We start from the raw sequence: 16,168 nt of genomic DNA on the forward strand, positions 1-16,168 counted from the left end.
CCGGGGGACGGGCGTGATCCGCAAGATCTCCGTCCACGATCTGCTGCCCGGCATGTATGTCGTGGATCTGCACAAGCGCTGGCTGGAGCACAACGTCTGGCGCCAGCGTTTCGCGGTCCGCGACGAAGCCCACGTCAAGACGCTGGTCGCCGAGGGCATTACCGAAGTCAGCATCGATACCGCCCGTGGCATCGATCTGCCACCGTCGCCGATTGCCCGCATCAACGAGGTCGAGCGCAAGTTCCTGTCGTTGACCGAACGGATCAAGGCTGAACCGCGCCAGGTATCGCTCGGCGAGGAACGGCGCCGGGCCGGCCGCCTGCTCAACGAGGCGAGCGGCGTCGTCAGCGACCTGATGCTGGCCGCCCAGGCCGGCCGCGAGGTCGATGCCGCCCGGCTGGAGCCGGTGGTCGGCAAGATGATCGAATCGGTGGCGCGCAATCCGGACGCACTGGTTCCACTGGCCCGTCTGAAGCGTCTCGATGCCTACGCCACCGAACATGCCGTGGCGACCGCCTCGCTGATCATCGCCCTCGGCCACCAGCAGGGTCTGGCGCAGCCGGAGCTGGAAAAGCTGGCACTCGGCACGATGGTCAAGGACATCGGCCATGCCGCGATCGATGCCCGCCTGATGACCAAGCCCGGGATGCTGTCGCAAGCGGAATATTCAGTCGTCCAGGGTCATGTCGAGGAAGGGCTGGCCGTCCTTGAAGCAACTTCACGGCTGTCCGCAACTTCGGTGATGGTGGTGCTGGAGCATCACGAACGCTACAACGGCTGCGGTTACCCCTACCGGATGGCCGGCGATGAGATTTCGCAGGCCGGGCGAATGGCGGCGATTGTCGATAGTTACGATGCGATGACCTCCGACCGCCCCTACCGGCCGGCCATTTCGCCGTCGCACGCCTTGCGCCAACTGTTCGACCAGGGCGGCACGCAGTTCGATCCGGCGCTGGTCGCCGCCTTTGTCCGGACGGTCGGCGTCTATCCGGTCGGCACGCTGGTCCTGCTCGAAAGCGGCCATCTCGCCGTGGTCGACGAAGTACATCACGACAAGCCGCTCAGCCCGGTGGTCCGCGTCATCTACCACACCGGGCGCCGGCAGTACGTGGCGCCGGTTGAGGTCGACCTGTCGCGCAAGGTCGGCAACCACTACGGCCAGATTGTCCGGGCCGAAACCTACGAACGCTGGGGCCTCAGCCCCGTGCGCTGGCAACCTGTCTGATTAGCTTGCGGATCGGCGTCGGCACGCCGGCCTCGGCTGCCTTGTCCAGTGCCAGCCATTCCAGACCCGCTTCGGCGCAGCCGGTACTGGCTGCCACCGTGCACAGCGTCGGCTGCAAGGTCAGCCGGAAATGCGTGAAGGCGTGCTTGAGCGATGCCAACGGCTGCCGTTCGGTGGCCTGCAGACCGAGGCGGGCCAGCGTCGCCTCGACCTCGCCTTCCGGCGGCACCAGCAAGCCGCCCCACAAGCCGCTCGGCGGCCGGCGTTCGAGCAGCAGGCGGGTGCCGTCGGTGATCAGCACGAAGCTGGCCGAGCGTTCCGGCACCGGAGCGCGCGGGCGGGCCGTCGGCAATTCCGCCTGGCGGCCATCGCGGCAGGCGATGCAGTCAGTGGCCATCGGGCAATAGCCGCAGCGCGGCCGGGCCCGGGTGCACAGCGTGGCGCCGAGGTCCATCAGGCCCTGCGTGTAGGCCTCGATCTCGATTTCCGGCAGCAGGCTTTCGGCCAGCGTCCACAGGCTGCGGTCGACGGCGCTGGCGCCGGGAAAACCGTCGATCCCGAATTGCCTGCACAGCACCCGCTTGACGTTGCCGTCGAGGATTGCTGCCCGCTGCCCAAAGGCAAAAGCGGCGATGGCGGCGGCGGTGGAGCGGCCGATGCCGGGCAGTTCGGCCAGTTGCTCGGCGGTTTTCGGGAATTTTCCGGCGTGTACCGCAGCAATCTGCTGGGCGCAGCGATGCAGGTTGCGCGCCCGGGCGTAATAGCCGAGGCCGGCCCAATGCTCGATGACCTGCTCGATCGGCGCCGCGGCCAGGGCCTGCACATCGGGAAAGCTGGCGAGAAAACGCTGGTAGTAAGGAATCACCGTGGCGACCTGCGTCTGCTGCAACATGATCTCGGAGAGCCAGATGCGGTAAGGGTCGCGCGTGTTCTGCCAAGGCAGTTCATGGCGGCCGGCGGCCTTCTGCCAGATGATCAGGCGTTCGGTAAAAGAGTGCTGCGTGGCCAATTCTGCCTCGACGTGTGCTGCGGGAGCACGGATAATACGGCCTTTTGACGCAGATCAAGTCCCGATGACCCAACCCCAATCCGACAGCCGCGCCCTGCGCAATGCCCTCGGGCGCTTCGCCACCGGCATCGCCATCGTCACGGCCATTGATCCGGATGGCCACCCCATCGGCCTGACCGTCAATTCGTTTTCGGCCGTTTCGCTCGACCCGGCGCTGGTCCTCTGGTGCCTCGATAACAACTCGCACAACCTGGAAGCCTTCCGCCGGGCCAGCCACCACGCCATCAATATCCTTGCCGACAACCAGCAGGACCTCTCCAACCGTTTCGCCACCTGGCCGGCCGACCGCTTCGCCGGCCTGCCCTGGCACGCCGGCATCGGCGGCGCCCCGGTCTTCCCCGGCTGCTGCGCGACCTTCGAAGTTGCCAACGAAACGCAACACGCCGGCGGCGACCACATCATCTTCGTCGGCCGCGTCGAACGTTTCGGCGAACGGGTCGATCTCGCCCCGCTGCTTTTCCACGCCGGGCAGTACCGGACTCTCGCCGACAAGGATTGAACCCGGCCGCTTCTGCGCTTAGAATGCTGCCTTCTGCCCAGAGCGGGCGTCGTATAATGGTAATACCCTAGCTTCCCAAGCTAGAGCCGTGGGTTCGATTCCCATCGCCCGCTCCACATCGAATTTAGGTAGATCATTGATCTGCAAAAGAAAAGCCAACCGAGTGCGGTTGGCTTTTTTGTTTTCTGGCCGATATATGGTCAGAACAACTCATTCTTGCCATAAGACGGCGTAAAAATTATTTTGGCCGGAGGTGCCGGAAGCCAAACGTTACCCAAAATTGGTGGACGATTATTTCCTTTGGCATAATGAATCTCGTTTTAGTGACGTGCGAACTATTCGGTGTGCTTGATGCCTGTGCTTTGCAGGCTCCTATTCCATATTACGTTAGGGGAATGCTTTGATTTACCAAACTTGGGGTTTTAAGAGTTCGCCCTTTCAAACGACTTCACTACCCCCTACTGAATTAGGGGAAACTCTACTTGTTGGGCGAAACAAAGAACTTGAATCTCTAGTTCGCAAGATTGCTTCTCCACCGAAGTTGGCAACCCTAGAAGGATTAAATGGGGTTGGCAAAACAAGTGTAGTTAATGTCGCGTGTTATCAGCTTTTTAATAGGTATATCAAGACTGGTGAAGGCCCGTTATACATACCTTGTAAAAGGGTTTTCCAACTGAATCCTAACCAAGATCTCCAAGTATTCATTGACACTGTTCTGATGGAGGTAGCGCAGACCCTTATTGATAGGGCTGGCGATGTGAAAACCCAATATCCTTCTCTCCGAACCGCAGGCATTGACCGTTGGCTTAATTCCCCTCAACTTCTTTCTTTTCAGGCCGGCGGCTGGGGATTTCAAGCGGGCTATCAAGCTGAAATGAATACATCTGCGGGGTTTGAGCGCAGTGGGTTCCGAAAAGCAGTTGCGGGTTGCCTAGAACAAATTTTCCCGACGCCGGAGTCGGGCGGCGTAATTTGCACAATCGATAATCTTGAGCTTCTTCAATCGTCGGATATTGCGCGACAGCAACTTGAGCAATTGCGTGACGAGTTGCTAACTATGACAGGACTTCGATGGGTGCTTTGTGGTGCTCTTGGCATTGTGTATGGCGTCGTTTCCTCACCACGTCTCGAAGGTTTTCTACACAAACCCATTGAAATTGGTGGAATTGGAGATCACCACGCAGGTGAAATTCTGACTACGAGGTGTAGCGCCTATGCAAAGGGACCCGGGGCTCCCTACCTGCCTCTGCGTGCAGAAGATTTTGCTCAAATTTACGACGTCTTGCGGGGAAACCTGCGGAGCGTACTCAGCTACGCCGATGATTTTTGTCAGTGGGTTGCGGACAGACAGGCTCCCGGGGGGGATGCACAACGGAAGGCATTATTTGATCAGTGGTTTAGTGAGCAAGCAGGGGCCGCGTATGAGGCGGTACGGCAAGAATTACGCCCTAAGGCACTTGAGGTCTTTCGGCGCGCGATTGATATCGGTGGAGTCTTTTCTCCGAGCGATTTTGAGGAATTCAGCTTTAACAGTATCCCAGCTTTTCGCCCACACATCAGGGATCTTGAGGCTGTTGGCTTGCTTGTAAGCACGCAAGACGACGGAGATAAAAGGCGCAAGACTATTCAAGTAACGCCTAAAGGATGGATGGTAAATCTTCACCTTTCATCTGCTAATGCATCTGGTGGCTAGAGTGCATTTTTGTTAATTGTCTGGTCAATATTTGCACGCCCGCTACTTCATCGCAGCTAAAACTCCGGTTTGTCGCTCAGCGCTTTGAGATTGGCCTTGAGCTGTTTGCTCATCGGCATGCCAAGAACCACGCCTTTCGGTGGAATCGGCGATTCGAACCACTTGTTGTAGAGCCGGGCAAATTCACCTGACTTCATCAGACGGGTGATCGTCCCATCGACCAGTTTCTTGAAAGCTGGATCATCCTTGCGCAGCATGCAGCCATAGGGCTCGACCTGTAACGTATCGCCGACCACTTCGAGCGAAGAGGGGGCTTTCGAATTGGCGCGCAGGCCGAAAAGCAGAACATCGTCCAGCGCCAGGGCCGCGGCGCGATCTTCCTCAACCATCTGCAGCGATTCGCCGTAGTCCTTCCCGGCGACGAATTGCAGGTTGAGGTTGTTGTCGGCGCTGTATTTGCGGACGACTTTCTCATTGGTGCTGCCCGCCGGCGCGACAACCGTCTTGCCGGCAAGGTCGGCGTAGTTTTTGATCTTGCTGCTGGTCTTCACCAAGAGCCGCGTCCCGGTATAAAAGTGGCTGATCGCAAACGAGACATCTTTGCCGCGCGCCGCCGTATTGGTCGTCGATCCGCATTCCAGATCGTAGGTGCCATCGACCAGCATCGGAATGCGGTTCTGACCTGTGACCGGGATGCGAACCACTTTGAGGTTCGGTTTCTTCAGTTTGGCTCGTACGTCATCGATGATGGCATCCGTCAGGTCTACCGAGAAGCCGACGGCTCGGGTCGGGCTGAGTGCATAACTGAATGGCACGGCTGCTTCACGGTAAGAGACGGTAATCTGGTTGCTGCTGGCGATTTTTTCCAGGGTCTGAGCATTGCCGGTGCCGGGTAATGAGGCAACCGAAGCAAATATCAGGGTGGCAGTGGCCAATTTATTAGAGTTCATGTCATCCTCCGCGCTCAATGATCTGAGGCCGCGATCCAATAGATAGCGACCTCGCCACTCAATGATTGTTATCTGGCTGCTTCTCTGGCTGAAGCCTTCGGACATTAAAGCCTTAATGGCATCATGGTTTTGTTATAGGCCAACCGGGAAGATAAGGACAGAATCGCTTGTGGCGCACCTGAATGCAGATCCCTGTTTTTGCTGATTGATGAATGATGGATAACCCGTTCCTACAGCATGCCGAGTTGCAGTTGCTCCGCGGGGCGCCGGCCGAGGCGCTGGCGGCGGCGCGGATGGGGCTGACGCTATTTGCCGATGATCCGGCGCTGCTCGAAATTGCCGCGACCTGCGCTGTGCAACTGGCTGATGACGAATTGGCGGCCACCTGCTGGCAGCGGCTGATCGAACTTGATCCGCAGGCAACCGATGCCCGCAACAGTCTGGCCCTGGCCCTTGAACGCCTGCAGCGGCCGGTCGAGGCCGAAGCCCTCTACCGTGAAGCGCTCGCCTTGTTGCCGGAGGAGGCCAGCCTGCACGCCAATCTCGGCCTGCTGCTGGAAAACCTTGGGAGGTTTGCCGAGGCGGAGCGGCATCTGCGGCGGGCTGTTGAACTGGCGCCGGATTCGGCGGCCATTCAGTCCAATCTGGCCGGCTTGCTGGCCCGGCTGGGTTTGCTGGCGGAGGCTGAGGCCGCTTACCGGGCGGCGCTGCGCCTGCAGCCGGAATTTGCGACAGCGCATTCGAATCTGGGCGTGCTGATGACCGATCAGGGGCGAATGGCCGAGGCCGAGGCGTCTTTTCGCGAGGCGCTGCGCTTGCAGCCGGATTATCTGCAGGGTCGGATGAATCTCGGCCAGCTATTGCTGGCGCTTGGCCGGTTTGCCGAAGGCTGGCCGCTCTACGAGGGGCGCCAGCAGGTTTATGCCGAGGCGGGGAGCGGGCCGGCCGCCTTGCCGCCGGGCTGTCCGCAATGGCAGGGCGAGCCGCTGGCCGGCAAGACGATCGTCGTGATGCCGGAGCAGGGCCTGGGCGACGAACTGCAGTTTTGCCGCTATCTGCCCTGGTTGAAGGCGCAGGGGGCGGCGCGCGTGACGCTGGTCTGCCGGCCGAGCCAGCAGGCCTTGCTGCAGACGCTAGCCGGGCCGGATGTCGTGCTCAGCCTGAGCGAGGCCAAGCCCTGTTTGAGCGAACACGATTACTGGACTTTCCTGCTCAGCCTGCCGTTGCATGCCGGAACCCGGCTGGAAACGGTGCCGGCGGCGATTCCCTATCTCGCCGCCGAGCCGCAGCGCCAGGCCCGCTTTGCGCCCAGCCTGGCCGGAGCGGGCTTGCGGGTTGGCCTGGTCTGGCGCGGCAATCCGAAGCACAGCAACGACGCCGAACGTTCGCTGCCGGGACTGGATGTGCTGGCGCCCTTGTGGGCGGTCAGCGGCGTCCGCTTTTTCAGTTTGCAGAAATCGGACACAGCCTTGCCGCCGCTGCCGGCCGCCCAGCCCTTGGTCGATCTGGCGCCGCTGATCGGCGATTTTGCCGATACGGCAGCCTTGCTCAGCCAACTCGATCTGCTGATCAGCGTCGATAGTTCGGTGGCCCATCTGGCCGGAGCGCTCGGCGTGCCGTGCTGGATCCTGCTACCGGCCTGGAAGACCGACTGGCGCTGGTTGCTCGGGCGGAGCGACACGCCGTGGTACCCGCGCAGCCGCTTGTTCCGGCAGCCGCAGCGCGGCGATTGGGCGACCCCGGTAGCTGAAATGGCGGTAGCGCTGGCTGCCTGGCGCGACGAGCGGCGCTGAAAAACGGCGATTTTGAGCGGTCCACCGCAGGCATTGCGGCGCCAGCGTTTCAGTCGAGCAGTTTGCGCTGGTCGAGATACTTTTCGAGGATTTCCAGGCGGGCGATCGGGTCTTCCAGCTCGAGCAGCTTCTGCTTGGCGAGATTCTGGATCGGCAGCACTTCGGTGATCCGGTAGCCGACCCATTCGGCTTCATCGAAACGATGCGGCTCGGGCATACGTTCGCTGCCCAGATCATTGACTACACGGCGCAGCAGCGGCAGCAAGCGCTCACGTTCGGGGGGCAGCGGGGTGGGGCCGGTTTCGGCGATCAGTTCGACGGTGCCTTCGAGCAGGCCGCCGGGGCCGGTGTGGCTGTCGAGGATGCGAAAGCGCCGGCTGCCGACCGCCGAGATCATCAGGATGCCGAGCTGCTCCATTTCCCAGTTGCCGATGCTGGCCAGCGTGCCGACGGCGTGCGGCTCGGCGCTGCCGCCCACTTCGCTGCCGCTGGCGATCAGGCAGATGCCGAAGGGGGTGTTGTCCTTCATGCAGGCCGCCGCCATGTCGAGGTAGCGCTGCTCGAATATCTTCAGCGGCAGGACGCTGCCCGGGAAGAGCACGGTATTCAGCGGAAACAGCGGAACGTGCAGGGTTTCAACGCTGCCGCCGGACGGCGAGCGGGCGAAATCGAACCAGCCCATCAGTTTTCTCCCCAGCGTTGCATCAGCGTGTGCGGTACGCCGATCTGGTCAAGGACGCGGGCGACGACGAAATCGACGATGTCCTGGACGCTTTGCGGATGGTGGTAGAAGCCCGGGCTGGGCGGCAGGATGATGGCGCCGGCCCGCGCCAGGCGCAGCATGTTTTCGAGGTGGATGGCTGAGAACGGCGTTTCACGTGGAACCAGCACCAGCTTGCGGCCTTCCTTGAGGATGACGTCGGCGGCGCGTTCGATCAGGTTGTCGGCCAGGCCCTGGGCAATGGCGGCCAGCGTGCCCATCGAACAGGGGCAGACGACCATCGCGTCGGGCGGATTGGAGCCGGAGGCGACCGGGGCGAACCATTCCTCGCGGCCGAAAACGGCCAGCTTTTCGCTGTCGACCGCAGGATAGCGGGCGAGCAGGGCGGCCTTGGCCTCGCTCGGCCGCGACGGCAGTTCGAAATTCATTTCCTGGCGGGCGACGACCTGCGATGCCTGCGAATAGAGCAGTTGCACCTTGCAGCTGGCGGCGAGCAGGCATTCGAGCAGGCGCAGGCCGTAGGGCATGCCGGAGGCACCGGTCAGCGCAAGGCAGATGGTTTTAGACATGGGTCGTTTCCGCAGGCTCAGGTTCAGCCAGCAGTTTAGCCGCGATCAGGCCGTTGATGGTGCCGAAGACCAGGGCCGCGCCGGCGAAGACCGGGGTGAGCAGAAAGACGCCGTCGTGCGGAATCAGCCAGGCGCGGGCGAGCAGCAACTGGCCGCCAATATGGGCGAAGGCGGCGAGGATGGAGAGGCTGACCGGGCCGAACCAGCGGGCCGGCAGATGGCGGGCCAGACCGAGGGTCAGCAGGCTGAGCGTGGTCCCGGTCAGCGACAGGAAAAAGCCGGGGGCGAGGAAGAAGCCGAGTAGCAGGCTGCCGGCCAGCACGCGCAGGCCGCTGACCCAAACCGCGGTGCCCCAGCCGTAGCGGGTGAGGACGACCAGGGTGACGATATTGGCCAGGCCCGGCTTGACGCCGGGCAGCGGCGAGGGAATGGCGGCATCGACCAGCGACAGGGCGACGGCTGCCGTCGCTAGCCAGGCGACGCGGCGGTCCTGGTCGGTGACGGCGAGTTCAATAACTGATTGAGTCATAGACCTTGGTCCGCCCGGCGATCTGCAGGCTGACGCGGTTCGGGGCGCAGATGGCGATCTCGCCCGGGCGCATCAGCCAGCCCTGGCGGACGCAATACTGGCGCGGCCCGGGGTCGGAGACGACGCGGGCGCGGCCGGGTTCGACGGCGATCAGCGTCGTGCCGAGCGGGCCGCCGACCTCGAATTGCTTGCGGCTGCGCAGATCGACTTCGGCAAAGACCTTGCCTTCCTGGCGGATGATGGCGCGGTCGGCGAGGCCGCCTTGCCAGAAGAAGGGGATGCTGCCGCCGACAGTGGCCAACCCGGCCAGCATCATCAGCCAGTCGCCGGGACGGATCAGGCTCAGCCAGTGCATGGTCGGCCGGGTTTTTGCCGCTGGCGGCTGGTCGACCGCAGGGCTGGGCCAAAATGGGCAGGCATGCCGGGACTTGGGCGGCTCAACTGCCGGCCAGCGTCCGGTGGCGGACCAGCACGCGGGCGCGTTGCGAAAACTCGCGGCTCAGCCATTCGGCGATAAACACCGAACGGTGCTGGCCGCCGGTGCAGCCGATGGCGACCGTCAGGTAATTGCGGTTGTCGCGGATGTAGCAGGGCAGCCAGGTGGCGACGAAGTGGGCGATGTCGTCGCGCATCCGGCGGACTTCGGGCTCGTTTTCGAGGAAATCGATGACCGGCTGGTCCTTGCCGGTCAGCGGACGCAGTTCGGCGTCGTAGTGCGGATTGGGCAGGCAGCGGACGTCGAAGACGAGGTCGGCATCGAGCGGAAGCCCGTGCTTGAAGCCGAAGGATTCGAACATCAGCGTCAGCCCTTGGCCGGGTTCGGCCTCGATGAACTGACGCACCCACTCGCGCAGCGCATTGGCTTTCAGGCCGCTGGTGTCGATCCGATGGCCGAGGTCGGCGATCGGGTCGAGCAGGGCGCGTTCGGCGCGGATTGCCTCTTCCAGCGATTGATCCGGGGTGGCCAGCGGATGCCGGCGGCGCGACTCGGAATAGCGCTTGAGCAGCGTTTCGGTATGCGCGTAGAGGAACAGGAAGGTATGCCGTACGCCATCCTCGGACAGCGTTTTCAGCTTGGCCGGCAGCAGTTCGATGCCGTGGCCGGAACGGCCGTCGATGGCGACTGCCACCTTCTCGGTATTTTCGCCCTGCAGCATGCGGACAAGTACCGTCAACATAACGACCGGCAGGTTGTCTACGCAGTAATAGCCGGCATCTTCAAGCAGGTTGAGGGCGACCGATTTACCGGAGCCGGAGAGGCCGCTAATGAGAATGAGTTCCATGGAGTGCAGCATAATGAACGCGGCGCAGCGCCGCAACCTTCGGCATAATAGAAATAAACAAGGAGACGACCATGCCCCCGACCCTTCCCCTGCTTGACCTGCCTTTTCTCGCCGAATTGACGGCCCAGCGCCGCGATATCCACGCCCATCCGGAGCTCGCTTTCGACGAAAACCGGACGGCCGAACTGGTGGCACGCGAACTGGAGCGTTACGGCCTGGAGGTTCATCGCGGAATCGCCAAAACCGGCGTCGTCGGCGTGCTGCAGGCCGGCTCGTCGCCGCGCATGATCGGCCTGCGCGCCGACATGGACGCGCTGCCGCTGGCCGAAATGAACGAATTCCCGCATCACTCCCGGCATCAGGGCAAGATGCACGCCTGCGGCCACGACGGCCATACCGCGATGCTGCTCGGCGCGGCCCGCTATCTGGCCGAACATCCCGACTTCGACGGTACGGCTGTCTTCATCTTCCAGCCGGCCGAGGAATCGGAAGGCGGGGCGGCGGTGATGATCGAGGACGGCTTGTTCGAGCGCTTCCCGGTCGAAGCAGTCTATGGCCTGCACAACTGGCCGGGCATCCCGGTCGGCGAAATGATGGTCATGCCGGGGCCGGTGATGGCCGGTACCTGCGCCTTCGAGATCTTCGTGCGCGGTCATGGCTGCCACGCCGCGATGCCGCACCAGGGCGTCGATTCGATCGTCGCCGGGGCGCAACTGGTGCAGGCCCTGCAGACCGTGGTCAGCCGTACGCTGCATCCCTGCGAGTCGGCCGTGGTCAGCGTCACTCAGTTTCATGCCGGCGAGGCCTGGAACATCATTCCGGAAGAGGTCGTGCTGCGCGGCACCATCCGCAGCTTCAAGCCGGAGGTGCAGGACAATATCGAACGCGCCATCGAGCGCCTGTGCAGCGGTATTGCCGCCGCCAACGGGGCGCAGATCAGCGTCCACTTCGACCACCGCTACCCGCCGACGGTCAACAGCGTACCGGAGGCAAATTTCTGCCGCGAGGTTGCTGGTTCGGTGTTTGGAGGTGAGCGAGTGCTTACCGACATCCTGCCCTCGATGGGGGCGGAAGACTTCGCCTACATGCTGCGCGAAAAACCGGGCTGTTACGTCTGGCTCGGCAACGGCCCGGGCACCGGCGGCTGCACGCTGCATAACCCGCATTACGATTTCAACGACGAGTTGTTGACCCTCGGCGTCAATTACTGGGTCAGGCTGATCCAGCAGGCGCTGCCCAAGGCCTGAGCCTGGATCAGGCGCCGGCGACCAGCCAGCCGTCTTCACGGCGCAGGGCGTTGACCAGCAACAGTTCGCGTTCGAGGCGCTCGCTCAGCTTGTCGTCAGGCAGGCTCAGGTAGCGGGCATTGACGTCGACGGCGAAGGGCAGGCCGAGGACGAAAGCCGGGAAATCGGCCTGCGCCAGGCGGCGCCTTTCCAGCATCGCGAACGAAACGATGACCTTGATCGCGTGCCAGGCAAGCTGCTCGATATTGGCTTCGAAATGGCCGAGGCGGCGGAAAGCCCGCTCCAGCGCACCGTCGACCGCAGCAAACGGGCGGCCGTGGCCGGGAATGACGATGTCGATCGGCAGTTGCGCCAGCATGTCCAGCGTCGCCCGCGTGCTGGCCAGGCCATCGGCCTCGCCGAGCAGTTCCGGGAAGATGACGCCGAAGCCGTTTTCCCACAGCGCATCGCCGGAGATCAGGATGCGTTTTTCCGGGTTGTAATAGGCCAGTGCTTCCATGTCATGGCCGGGTACGGCCAGCGCCTGCCAGTTGAGGCCGCCCAGTTCCAGTTCGCTACCGGCGCCGAGCAGGCTGTCATGCTGGAAGCGGGCCGCCTGCTGGCCGAGTGGCGAGAGCAGCAGCGCATCCTCGTCCCATTCGGCAATCACCGCATGCAAGCCGGCCGGGACGATGACTTCACAGCCGAAACGGGCCTGCACGGCGCCGTTGCCGCCGATGTGGTCGGAGTGCGAGTGGGTGTTGATCAGCCGTTTCAGGCGGCGACCGTCCAGCGCATGCTCGACCAGGGCGACGGTCTGCTCGGCGTGCGAGACATAGCCGCTGTCGATCAGCGTCGCAGTGTCGCCTTCGAAAAATAGCACGTTGTTGGCCGACAGCCAGCCGCGCTCGAGGACAAGCAGCGACTCGGGCAGCTGGACGCTCATGCCGGGCTGTCCGGGTCGCTGCTGGTCTGGCTGGGGGCGACCACCGGCTGGCTGATTTCGGCGACGATGCTCGGGCTGGCCAGCGGCGGGCGGCCGCAGCCCAGGCAGTAGCCGGAGTCGGGGTCGGCCATGCAGATGCCGACGCAGGGGTAGAGGTCTTCTTCGTTATTCATGGTTCTATCGCTTGCCATCGCCGCGTACTTCGCCGGCCGTCGGGGACTGCTCCAGTCGGCGCCGGGCGACGGCGGCCAGAATGCCGGCCCGGGTCGCATCGTCGGTCCGCGACCACAGGGTGATTTCGTCGATGGTGCGGAAGCAGCCGGTGCACAGGCCGCTCGTCGCATCCATCTTGCAGATGTTGATACAGGGAGATTGGAGCATTTAGATGAGCATGAAACGGTGTTGCTGATCGCGCACCATTTCAACGGCTTCGAGTGCTTCGTCACGGCTGATTCTGGCGAGCATGGCCAGATGCAGACGCTTGTCGCGGGCAGTTAGTTCCGGAAAGTTGAGGGTTTGCAGGCCGAGATCGTTGTTCGGCTGCTCGCTGACCACGCCGAGCCGGTCCACGGTGATGCTGACCGGGCACAGGCGGAGGGCCGTTTCGGGCGCCTGCAGGAATTCGGCTAGCGCTTCGAGCAGTTGTTCCGGCATCAGCGATGCGGCGTTGTCGCGCAATTGGCTGTCGAGGTCGTCCAGATGGCGAGTCCGCACCTCGTATTCCCGGCCCGGCGTCGCGCCGCGCAGCACCGTCAGGTGCGCCCGCTCGACCGAGACATCGGCGCGCAGGCCCTCGCGTTCGTGGCGCAACGCGGCAACGTGGGCATGAAAGGTGTGGAGCAGGCTTTCCAGCGCCTTGCAGCGCAGGCCAGTTAGGGTGGTTTCAAGGTGGCAGCAAGGTTCGACCAGCGTGTGGTCGGAAAAGAAGAGCACCTCCTGCGGCACGTCGCTGCGGATGACATCACCAATCCGCGCCATGCCCAGTTGCTTTTTCTGCTGGCGGCGGGCGGCGAACATGGCGTAGAAATGATCGGCTTCCCAGCACGACGGTTCGGCGAGAAAGTCGCGCACCGCCTGGCTGCGGCCGAGCATCTGGTCGATATCGTCGGCCGTGGCGAACAGCGCATGGACCAGCGGATCGTTGGCAAAGGACTTGCGGTTGATGTCGATCGGGCCGGGCAGGCCGGCGACCAGGCCGTCGCAGTAACCGAGCGCGTGCTGCAGCGGCAAGGCGAGGCGCTTTTCGAAACCGCCGGCATGCTTGAGCATCGGGTCGACCAGTTCGGCCACCCGGTCCAGCGCCTTGAGCAGGTCGGTATCGAGCGGCGGGGTGGGTTTTAGTAAATCGGCAACGGCGGAAAAAAGGCTCACTCGGTCCTGGCACAAAGAGCCCGGCCGGCCTTGGCGCCGTTCGGACGATTGATGGTGCTGGAAATCCAGTCACCGATAGCTGCCAGTTTAGCCAGATCGATGCCGGTTTCAATGCCCAGGCCCTGCAATAAATAGACGACATCCTCGGTCGCGACGTTGCCGGAGGCGCCTTTGGCATAGGGGCAGCCGCCGAGGCCGGCGATCGAGCTGTCGAAAACTGCCATGCCCATCTGCAGCGAGGCGTAGATGTTGGCGATCGCCATGCCGTAGGTGTCGTGATAATGGCCGGCCAGCCTTTCGATCGGCACTACCTTGGCGCAGGCTTCGATCATGCGCTGGATCGAAGCCGGGTTGCCGACGCCGATGGTGTCGCCGAGCGACACTTCGTGGCAGCCCATGTCGTACAGCGTGCGGGCGACGCTGGCGGCCTGCTCGGGAGCGATGGCGCCTTCATAGGGGCAGCCGACGACGCAGGACACATAGCCGCGGACCTTGATTTCCAGCGCACTGGCGGCCGAAACCACCGGCTCGAAGCGTTTCAGGCTCTCGGCAATCGAACAATTGATGTTCTTGCGCGAAAAAGACTCGGAAGCGGCCCCAAAAATGGCGACTTCCGTAGCGCCGGCCTGTAGGGCGCTGTCGAAACCCTGCAAATTGGGGGTCAAAACCGGGTACACCGCCGCCGGGTGCTTGCTGATGCCTTGCATCACCGCCGTGTTGTCGCCCATCTGCGGCACCCATTTCGGCGAGACGAAGGAAGTGGCTTCGATGACGCGCAGGCCGGCTTCGGCCAGGCGGTTGATCAGTTCGATCTTGATTTCGGTCGGGACCACCTGCTTCTCGTTCTGCAGGCCGTCGCGCGGGCCGACTTCGACTATCTTTACTTGGGCGGGAAAGGACATGGCAGGGGCTCGCAAAAGAAGGAACGTGGACTAGGTGCTGCTTGAGGAGGCATCGCCGGCCTGAAGCAGGGCGTGCAGATCGAGCGCGCGCAGGGCGCCGACCGCAACCTCCCAGCGCCCTTCGGCGCACAGGCCTTGGGCGCCGGCCGCCTCGTAGGCGGCGACCGCCGCTTCGAGGCAGGCACGGCGCACGGCTTCCGCCAGTTGCTCGGAGCTGTCAGCGGTGCATTGTCCGGCACCGCTGACGGGCAAAGGGGGCGTCTTCACTCGCCCTCGAACTCGACCAGCGCCGCGCCGTCGGCCACCTGTTCGCCGGCCGCGTAGCAGAAGGCCTTGACGACACCGGCTGCGGGGGCGGTGATGGTGTGCTCCATCTTCATCGCCTCGAGGATCAGCAGCGGCGTGCCTTTGTCGACCTTCTGGCCGGCTTCGGCGAGCAGCGCAACGACCTTGCCGGGCATCGGCGCGGTCAGGCCGCCACCCTGGGCCCCGCCTGCTTCAACAAGATGCAGCGGGTCGTCACGAAGAAGTGAGTACGTGCTACCGTTAAGAAAGATGCTGCGCTTGTCGTCGACCGCAAGAACGCTGGCGATCAGCCGGCGGTCGTCGAGTTCTACGGCAAAGGCATCGCCCTCCAGCTTGCGACCGCGGGCCTGTGTCGTTTCACCGTTCAGGGTGATCGACCACTGGTCGCCCCGGTAGCGGACCTGGGCTTCGACCAGCTTGTCACCGTCGCGGAAGCCAATCATCCGGGCGGCCGACAGGTTCATCCGCCAGCCGTCGCGGGCATGCCACGGCGACCACGGGTCGCCGCTGTGCTTGGCGGCCAGTTTGGCGGCGTGCTGTTCCCAGAGTAGTTCGCCGACCGTGGCGACGAGCAGCGCATCGCGCGGCACGGCCTGGGCGGCCGGGAAGAGGAAATCCTTCTGCCGCTCGATCAGGCCGGTGTCGAGATCGGCGCCAGCGAAGGCCGGGCAGGCGACGAGGCGGGACAGGAAGTCGATATTGGTCGTCACGCCGGCCACCCGGTAGTCGGCCAGCGCCTTGCGCATGCGGGCCAGCGCGCCGTCGCGGGTTTCATCCCAGACGATCAGCTTGGCGATCATCGGGTCGTAGAACGGGGTGATTTCGTCGCCTTCCTCGACCCCGGTGTCGACGCGGACGTTCAGGCTCTCGGCCGGCGGCAGCAGGCGAACCAGCTGGCCGGTCGAGGGCAGGAAGCCCTTGCTGGCGTCTTCGGCGTAGATGCGGGCCTCCAGCGCATGACCGCGAATCGGCAGCTGTTCCTGGCTGAGCGGCAGCGGCTGGCCGGCGGCGACCCGCAATTGCCATTCGACCAGATCCTGGCCGGTGATCATTTCGGTGACCGGATGTTCGACCTGCAGGCGGGTG

At 63.4% G+C, this 16,168-nt stretch carries 19 protein-coding genes and 1 tRNA gene; 6 read left to right on the plus strand and 14 right to left on the minus strand.

Annotation, left to right across the window (positions count from 1 at the left end):
• The first annotated feature begins 13 nt into the window (after nt 1–13).
• Nucleotides 14–1,225: an HD-GYP domain-containing protein gene (locus AT959_RS11140; protein ID WP_066883103.1), complete on the plus strand. Its 1,212-nt coding sequence runs from the start codon at nt 14–16 to the stop codon at nt 1,223–1,225.
• On the opposite strand, the gene mutY is transcribed toward AT959_RS11140, so the two are convergent.
• The gene (mutY, locus tag AT959_RS11145) at nt 1,197–2,234 is read right to left on the minus strand and encodes an A/G-specific adenine glycosylase (RefSeq protein ID WP_066883104.1); all 1,038 of its coding nucleotides are present in this window, start codon (nt 2,232–2,234) and stop codon (nt 1,197–1,199) included. The genes AT959_RS11140 and mutY overlap by 29 nt on opposite strands.
• 64 nt (nt 2,235–2,298) lie before the next feature.
• Between mutY and AT959_RS11150 the strand changes: the two genes are divergently transcribed.
• The 3 genes from AT959_RS11150 (at nt 2,299) to AT959_RS21120 (ending at nt 4,486) form a co-directional block, all read left to right on the plus strand.
• On the plus strand, nt 2,299–2,793 hold the full coding sequence (locus tag AT959_RS11150) for a flavin reductase family protein (RefSeq protein WP_066883106.1): 495 nt from the start codon (nt 2,299–2,301) through the stop codon (nt 2,791–2,793).
• A 42-nt stretch (nt 2,794–2,835) separates the two neighbouring features.
• Nucleotides 2,836–2,909 (plus strand) — tRNA-Gly (locus tag AT959_RS11155).
• A 284-nt stretch (nt 2,910–3,193) separates the two neighbouring features.
• Nucleotides 3,194–4,486, plus strand: a complete 1,293-nt coding sequence (locus tag AT959_RS21120) for a helix-turn-helix domain-containing protein (protein ID WP_157651278.1) — start codon at nt 3,194–3,196, stop codon at nt 4,484–4,486.
• A 56-nt stretch (nt 4,487–4,542) separates the two neighbouring features.
• Here AT959_RS21120 and AT959_RS11165 read toward each other — a convergent pair whose 3' ends face one another.
• Nucleotides 4,543–5,541, minus strand: a complete 999-nt coding sequence (locus tag AT959_RS11165; RefSeq protein WP_205629897.1) for a transporter substrate-binding domain-containing protein — start codon at nt 5,539–5,541, stop codon at nt 4,543–4,545.
• A gap of 107 nt (nt 5,542–5,648) precedes the next feature.
• Between AT959_RS11165 and AT959_RS11170 the strand changes: the two genes are divergently transcribed.
• Complete coding sequence (locus AT959_RS11170) at nt 5,649–7,229, plus strand: tetratricopeptide repeat protein (protein ID WP_066883111.1); 1,581 nt, start codon at nt 5,649–5,651, stop codon at nt 7,227–7,229.
• Nucleotides 7,230–7,278: 49 nt separating this feature from the next.
• Here the strand turns inward: AT959_RS11170 and AT959_RS11175 are convergent, their stop codons facing one another.
• The 5 genes from AT959_RS11175 to rapZ all read right to left on the minus strand — a co-directional run bounded on the left by AT959_RS11175 (nt 7,279) and on the right by rapZ (nt 10,331).
• Nucleotides 7,279–7,911, minus strand: coding sequence for an LON peptidase substrate-binding domain-containing protein (locus AT959_RS11175; RefSeq protein WP_066883113.1), 633 nt, complete (start codon nt 7,909–7,911; stop codon nt 7,279–7,281).
• A complete protein-coding gene (locus tag AT959_RS11180; RefSeq protein ID WP_066883115.1) occupies nt 7,911–8,519 on the minus strand; it encodes a flavin prenyltransferase UbiX in 609 nt (202 codons plus the stop codon). The genes AT959_RS11175 and AT959_RS11180 overlap by 1 nt, the downstream gene beginning before the upstream one ends.
• Entirely contained in the window at nt 8,512–9,048 is a 537-nt protein-coding gene (locus AT959_RS11185) for a Gx transporter family protein (RefSeq protein WP_066883117.1), read from the minus strand. Before AT959_RS11185 ends, AT959_RS11180 begins: the two co-directional genes overlap by 8 nt.
• A complete protein-coding gene (locus AT959_RS11190; protein WP_066883119.1) occupies nt 9,029–9,403 on the minus strand; it encodes a NusG domain II-containing protein in 375 nt (124 codons plus the stop codon). The genes AT959_RS11185 and AT959_RS11190 overlap by 20 nt, the downstream gene beginning before the upstream one ends.
• Before the next feature lie 82 nt (nt 9,404–9,485).
• The gene (rapZ, locus tag AT959_RS11195; RefSeq protein ID WP_066884345.1) at nt 9,486–10,331 is read right to left on the minus strand and encodes an RNase adapter RapZ; all 846 of its coding nucleotides are present in this window, start codon (nt 10,329–10,331) and stop codon (nt 9,486–9,488) included.
• A 71-nt stretch (nt 10,332–10,402) separates the two neighbouring features.
• Between rapZ and AT959_RS11200 the strand changes: the two genes are divergently transcribed.
• The gene (locus AT959_RS11200; protein ID WP_066883121.1) at nt 10,403–11,578 is read left to right on the plus strand and encodes a M20 aminoacylase family protein; all 1,176 of its coding nucleotides are present in this window, start codon (nt 10,403–10,405) and stop codon (nt 11,576–11,578) included.
• A 7-nt stretch (nt 11,579–11,585) separates the two neighbouring features.
• Here AT959_RS11200 and AT959_RS11205 read toward each other — a convergent pair whose 3' ends face one another.
• The 7 genes from AT959_RS11205 to AT959_RS11230 all read right to left on the minus strand — a co-directional run.
• Nucleotides 11,586–12,503, minus strand: coding sequence for an MBL fold metallo-hydrolase (locus tag AT959_RS11205; protein ID WP_066883123.1), 918 nt, complete (start codon nt 12,501–12,503; stop codon nt 11,586–11,588).
• On the minus strand, nt 12,500–12,676 hold the full coding sequence (locus AT959_RS21125) for a DUF1289 domain-containing protein (protein WP_157651279.1): 177 nt from the start codon (nt 12,674–12,676) through the stop codon (nt 12,500–12,502). Before AT959_RS21125 ends, AT959_RS11205 begins: the two co-directional genes overlap by 4 nt.
• A gap of 4 nt (nt 12,677–12,680) precedes the next feature.
• Complete coding sequence (locus AT959_RS11210; protein ID WP_066883125.1) at nt 12,681–12,884, minus strand: DUF1289 domain-containing protein; 204 nt, start codon at nt 12,882–12,884, stop codon at nt 12,681–12,683.
• Complete coding sequence (locus AT959_RS11215; RefSeq protein ID WP_066883128.1) at nt 12,885–13,874, minus strand: hypothetical protein; 990 nt, start codon at nt 13,872–13,874, stop codon at nt 12,885–12,887.
• Nucleotides 13,871–14,776: a hydroxymethylglutaryl-CoA lyase gene (locus AT959_RS11220; RefSeq protein ID WP_066883130.1), complete on the minus strand. Its 906-nt coding sequence runs from the start codon at nt 14,774–14,776 to the stop codon at nt 13,871–13,873. Before AT959_RS11220 ends, AT959_RS11215 begins: the two co-directional genes overlap by 4 nt.
• A 30-nt stretch (nt 14,777–14,806) precedes the next feature.
• A complete protein-coding gene (locus tag AT959_RS11225; RefSeq protein ID WP_205629898.1) occupies nt 14,807–15,043 on the minus strand; it encodes a hypothetical protein in 237 nt (78 codons plus the stop codon).
• The coding region (locus tag AT959_RS11230) for a biotin/lipoyl-containing protein (protein ID WP_338032510.1) at nt 15,040–16,168 on the minus strand (1,129 nt) is incomplete at its 5' end. The genes AT959_RS11225 and AT959_RS11230, both read right to left, overlap by 4 nt.

This window comes from Dechloromonas denitrificans (assembly GCF_001551835.1).
GTDB classification, from domain to species: Bacteria; Pseudomonadota; Gammaproteobacteria; order Burkholderiales; family Rhodocyclaceae; genus Azonexus; species Azonexus denitrificans.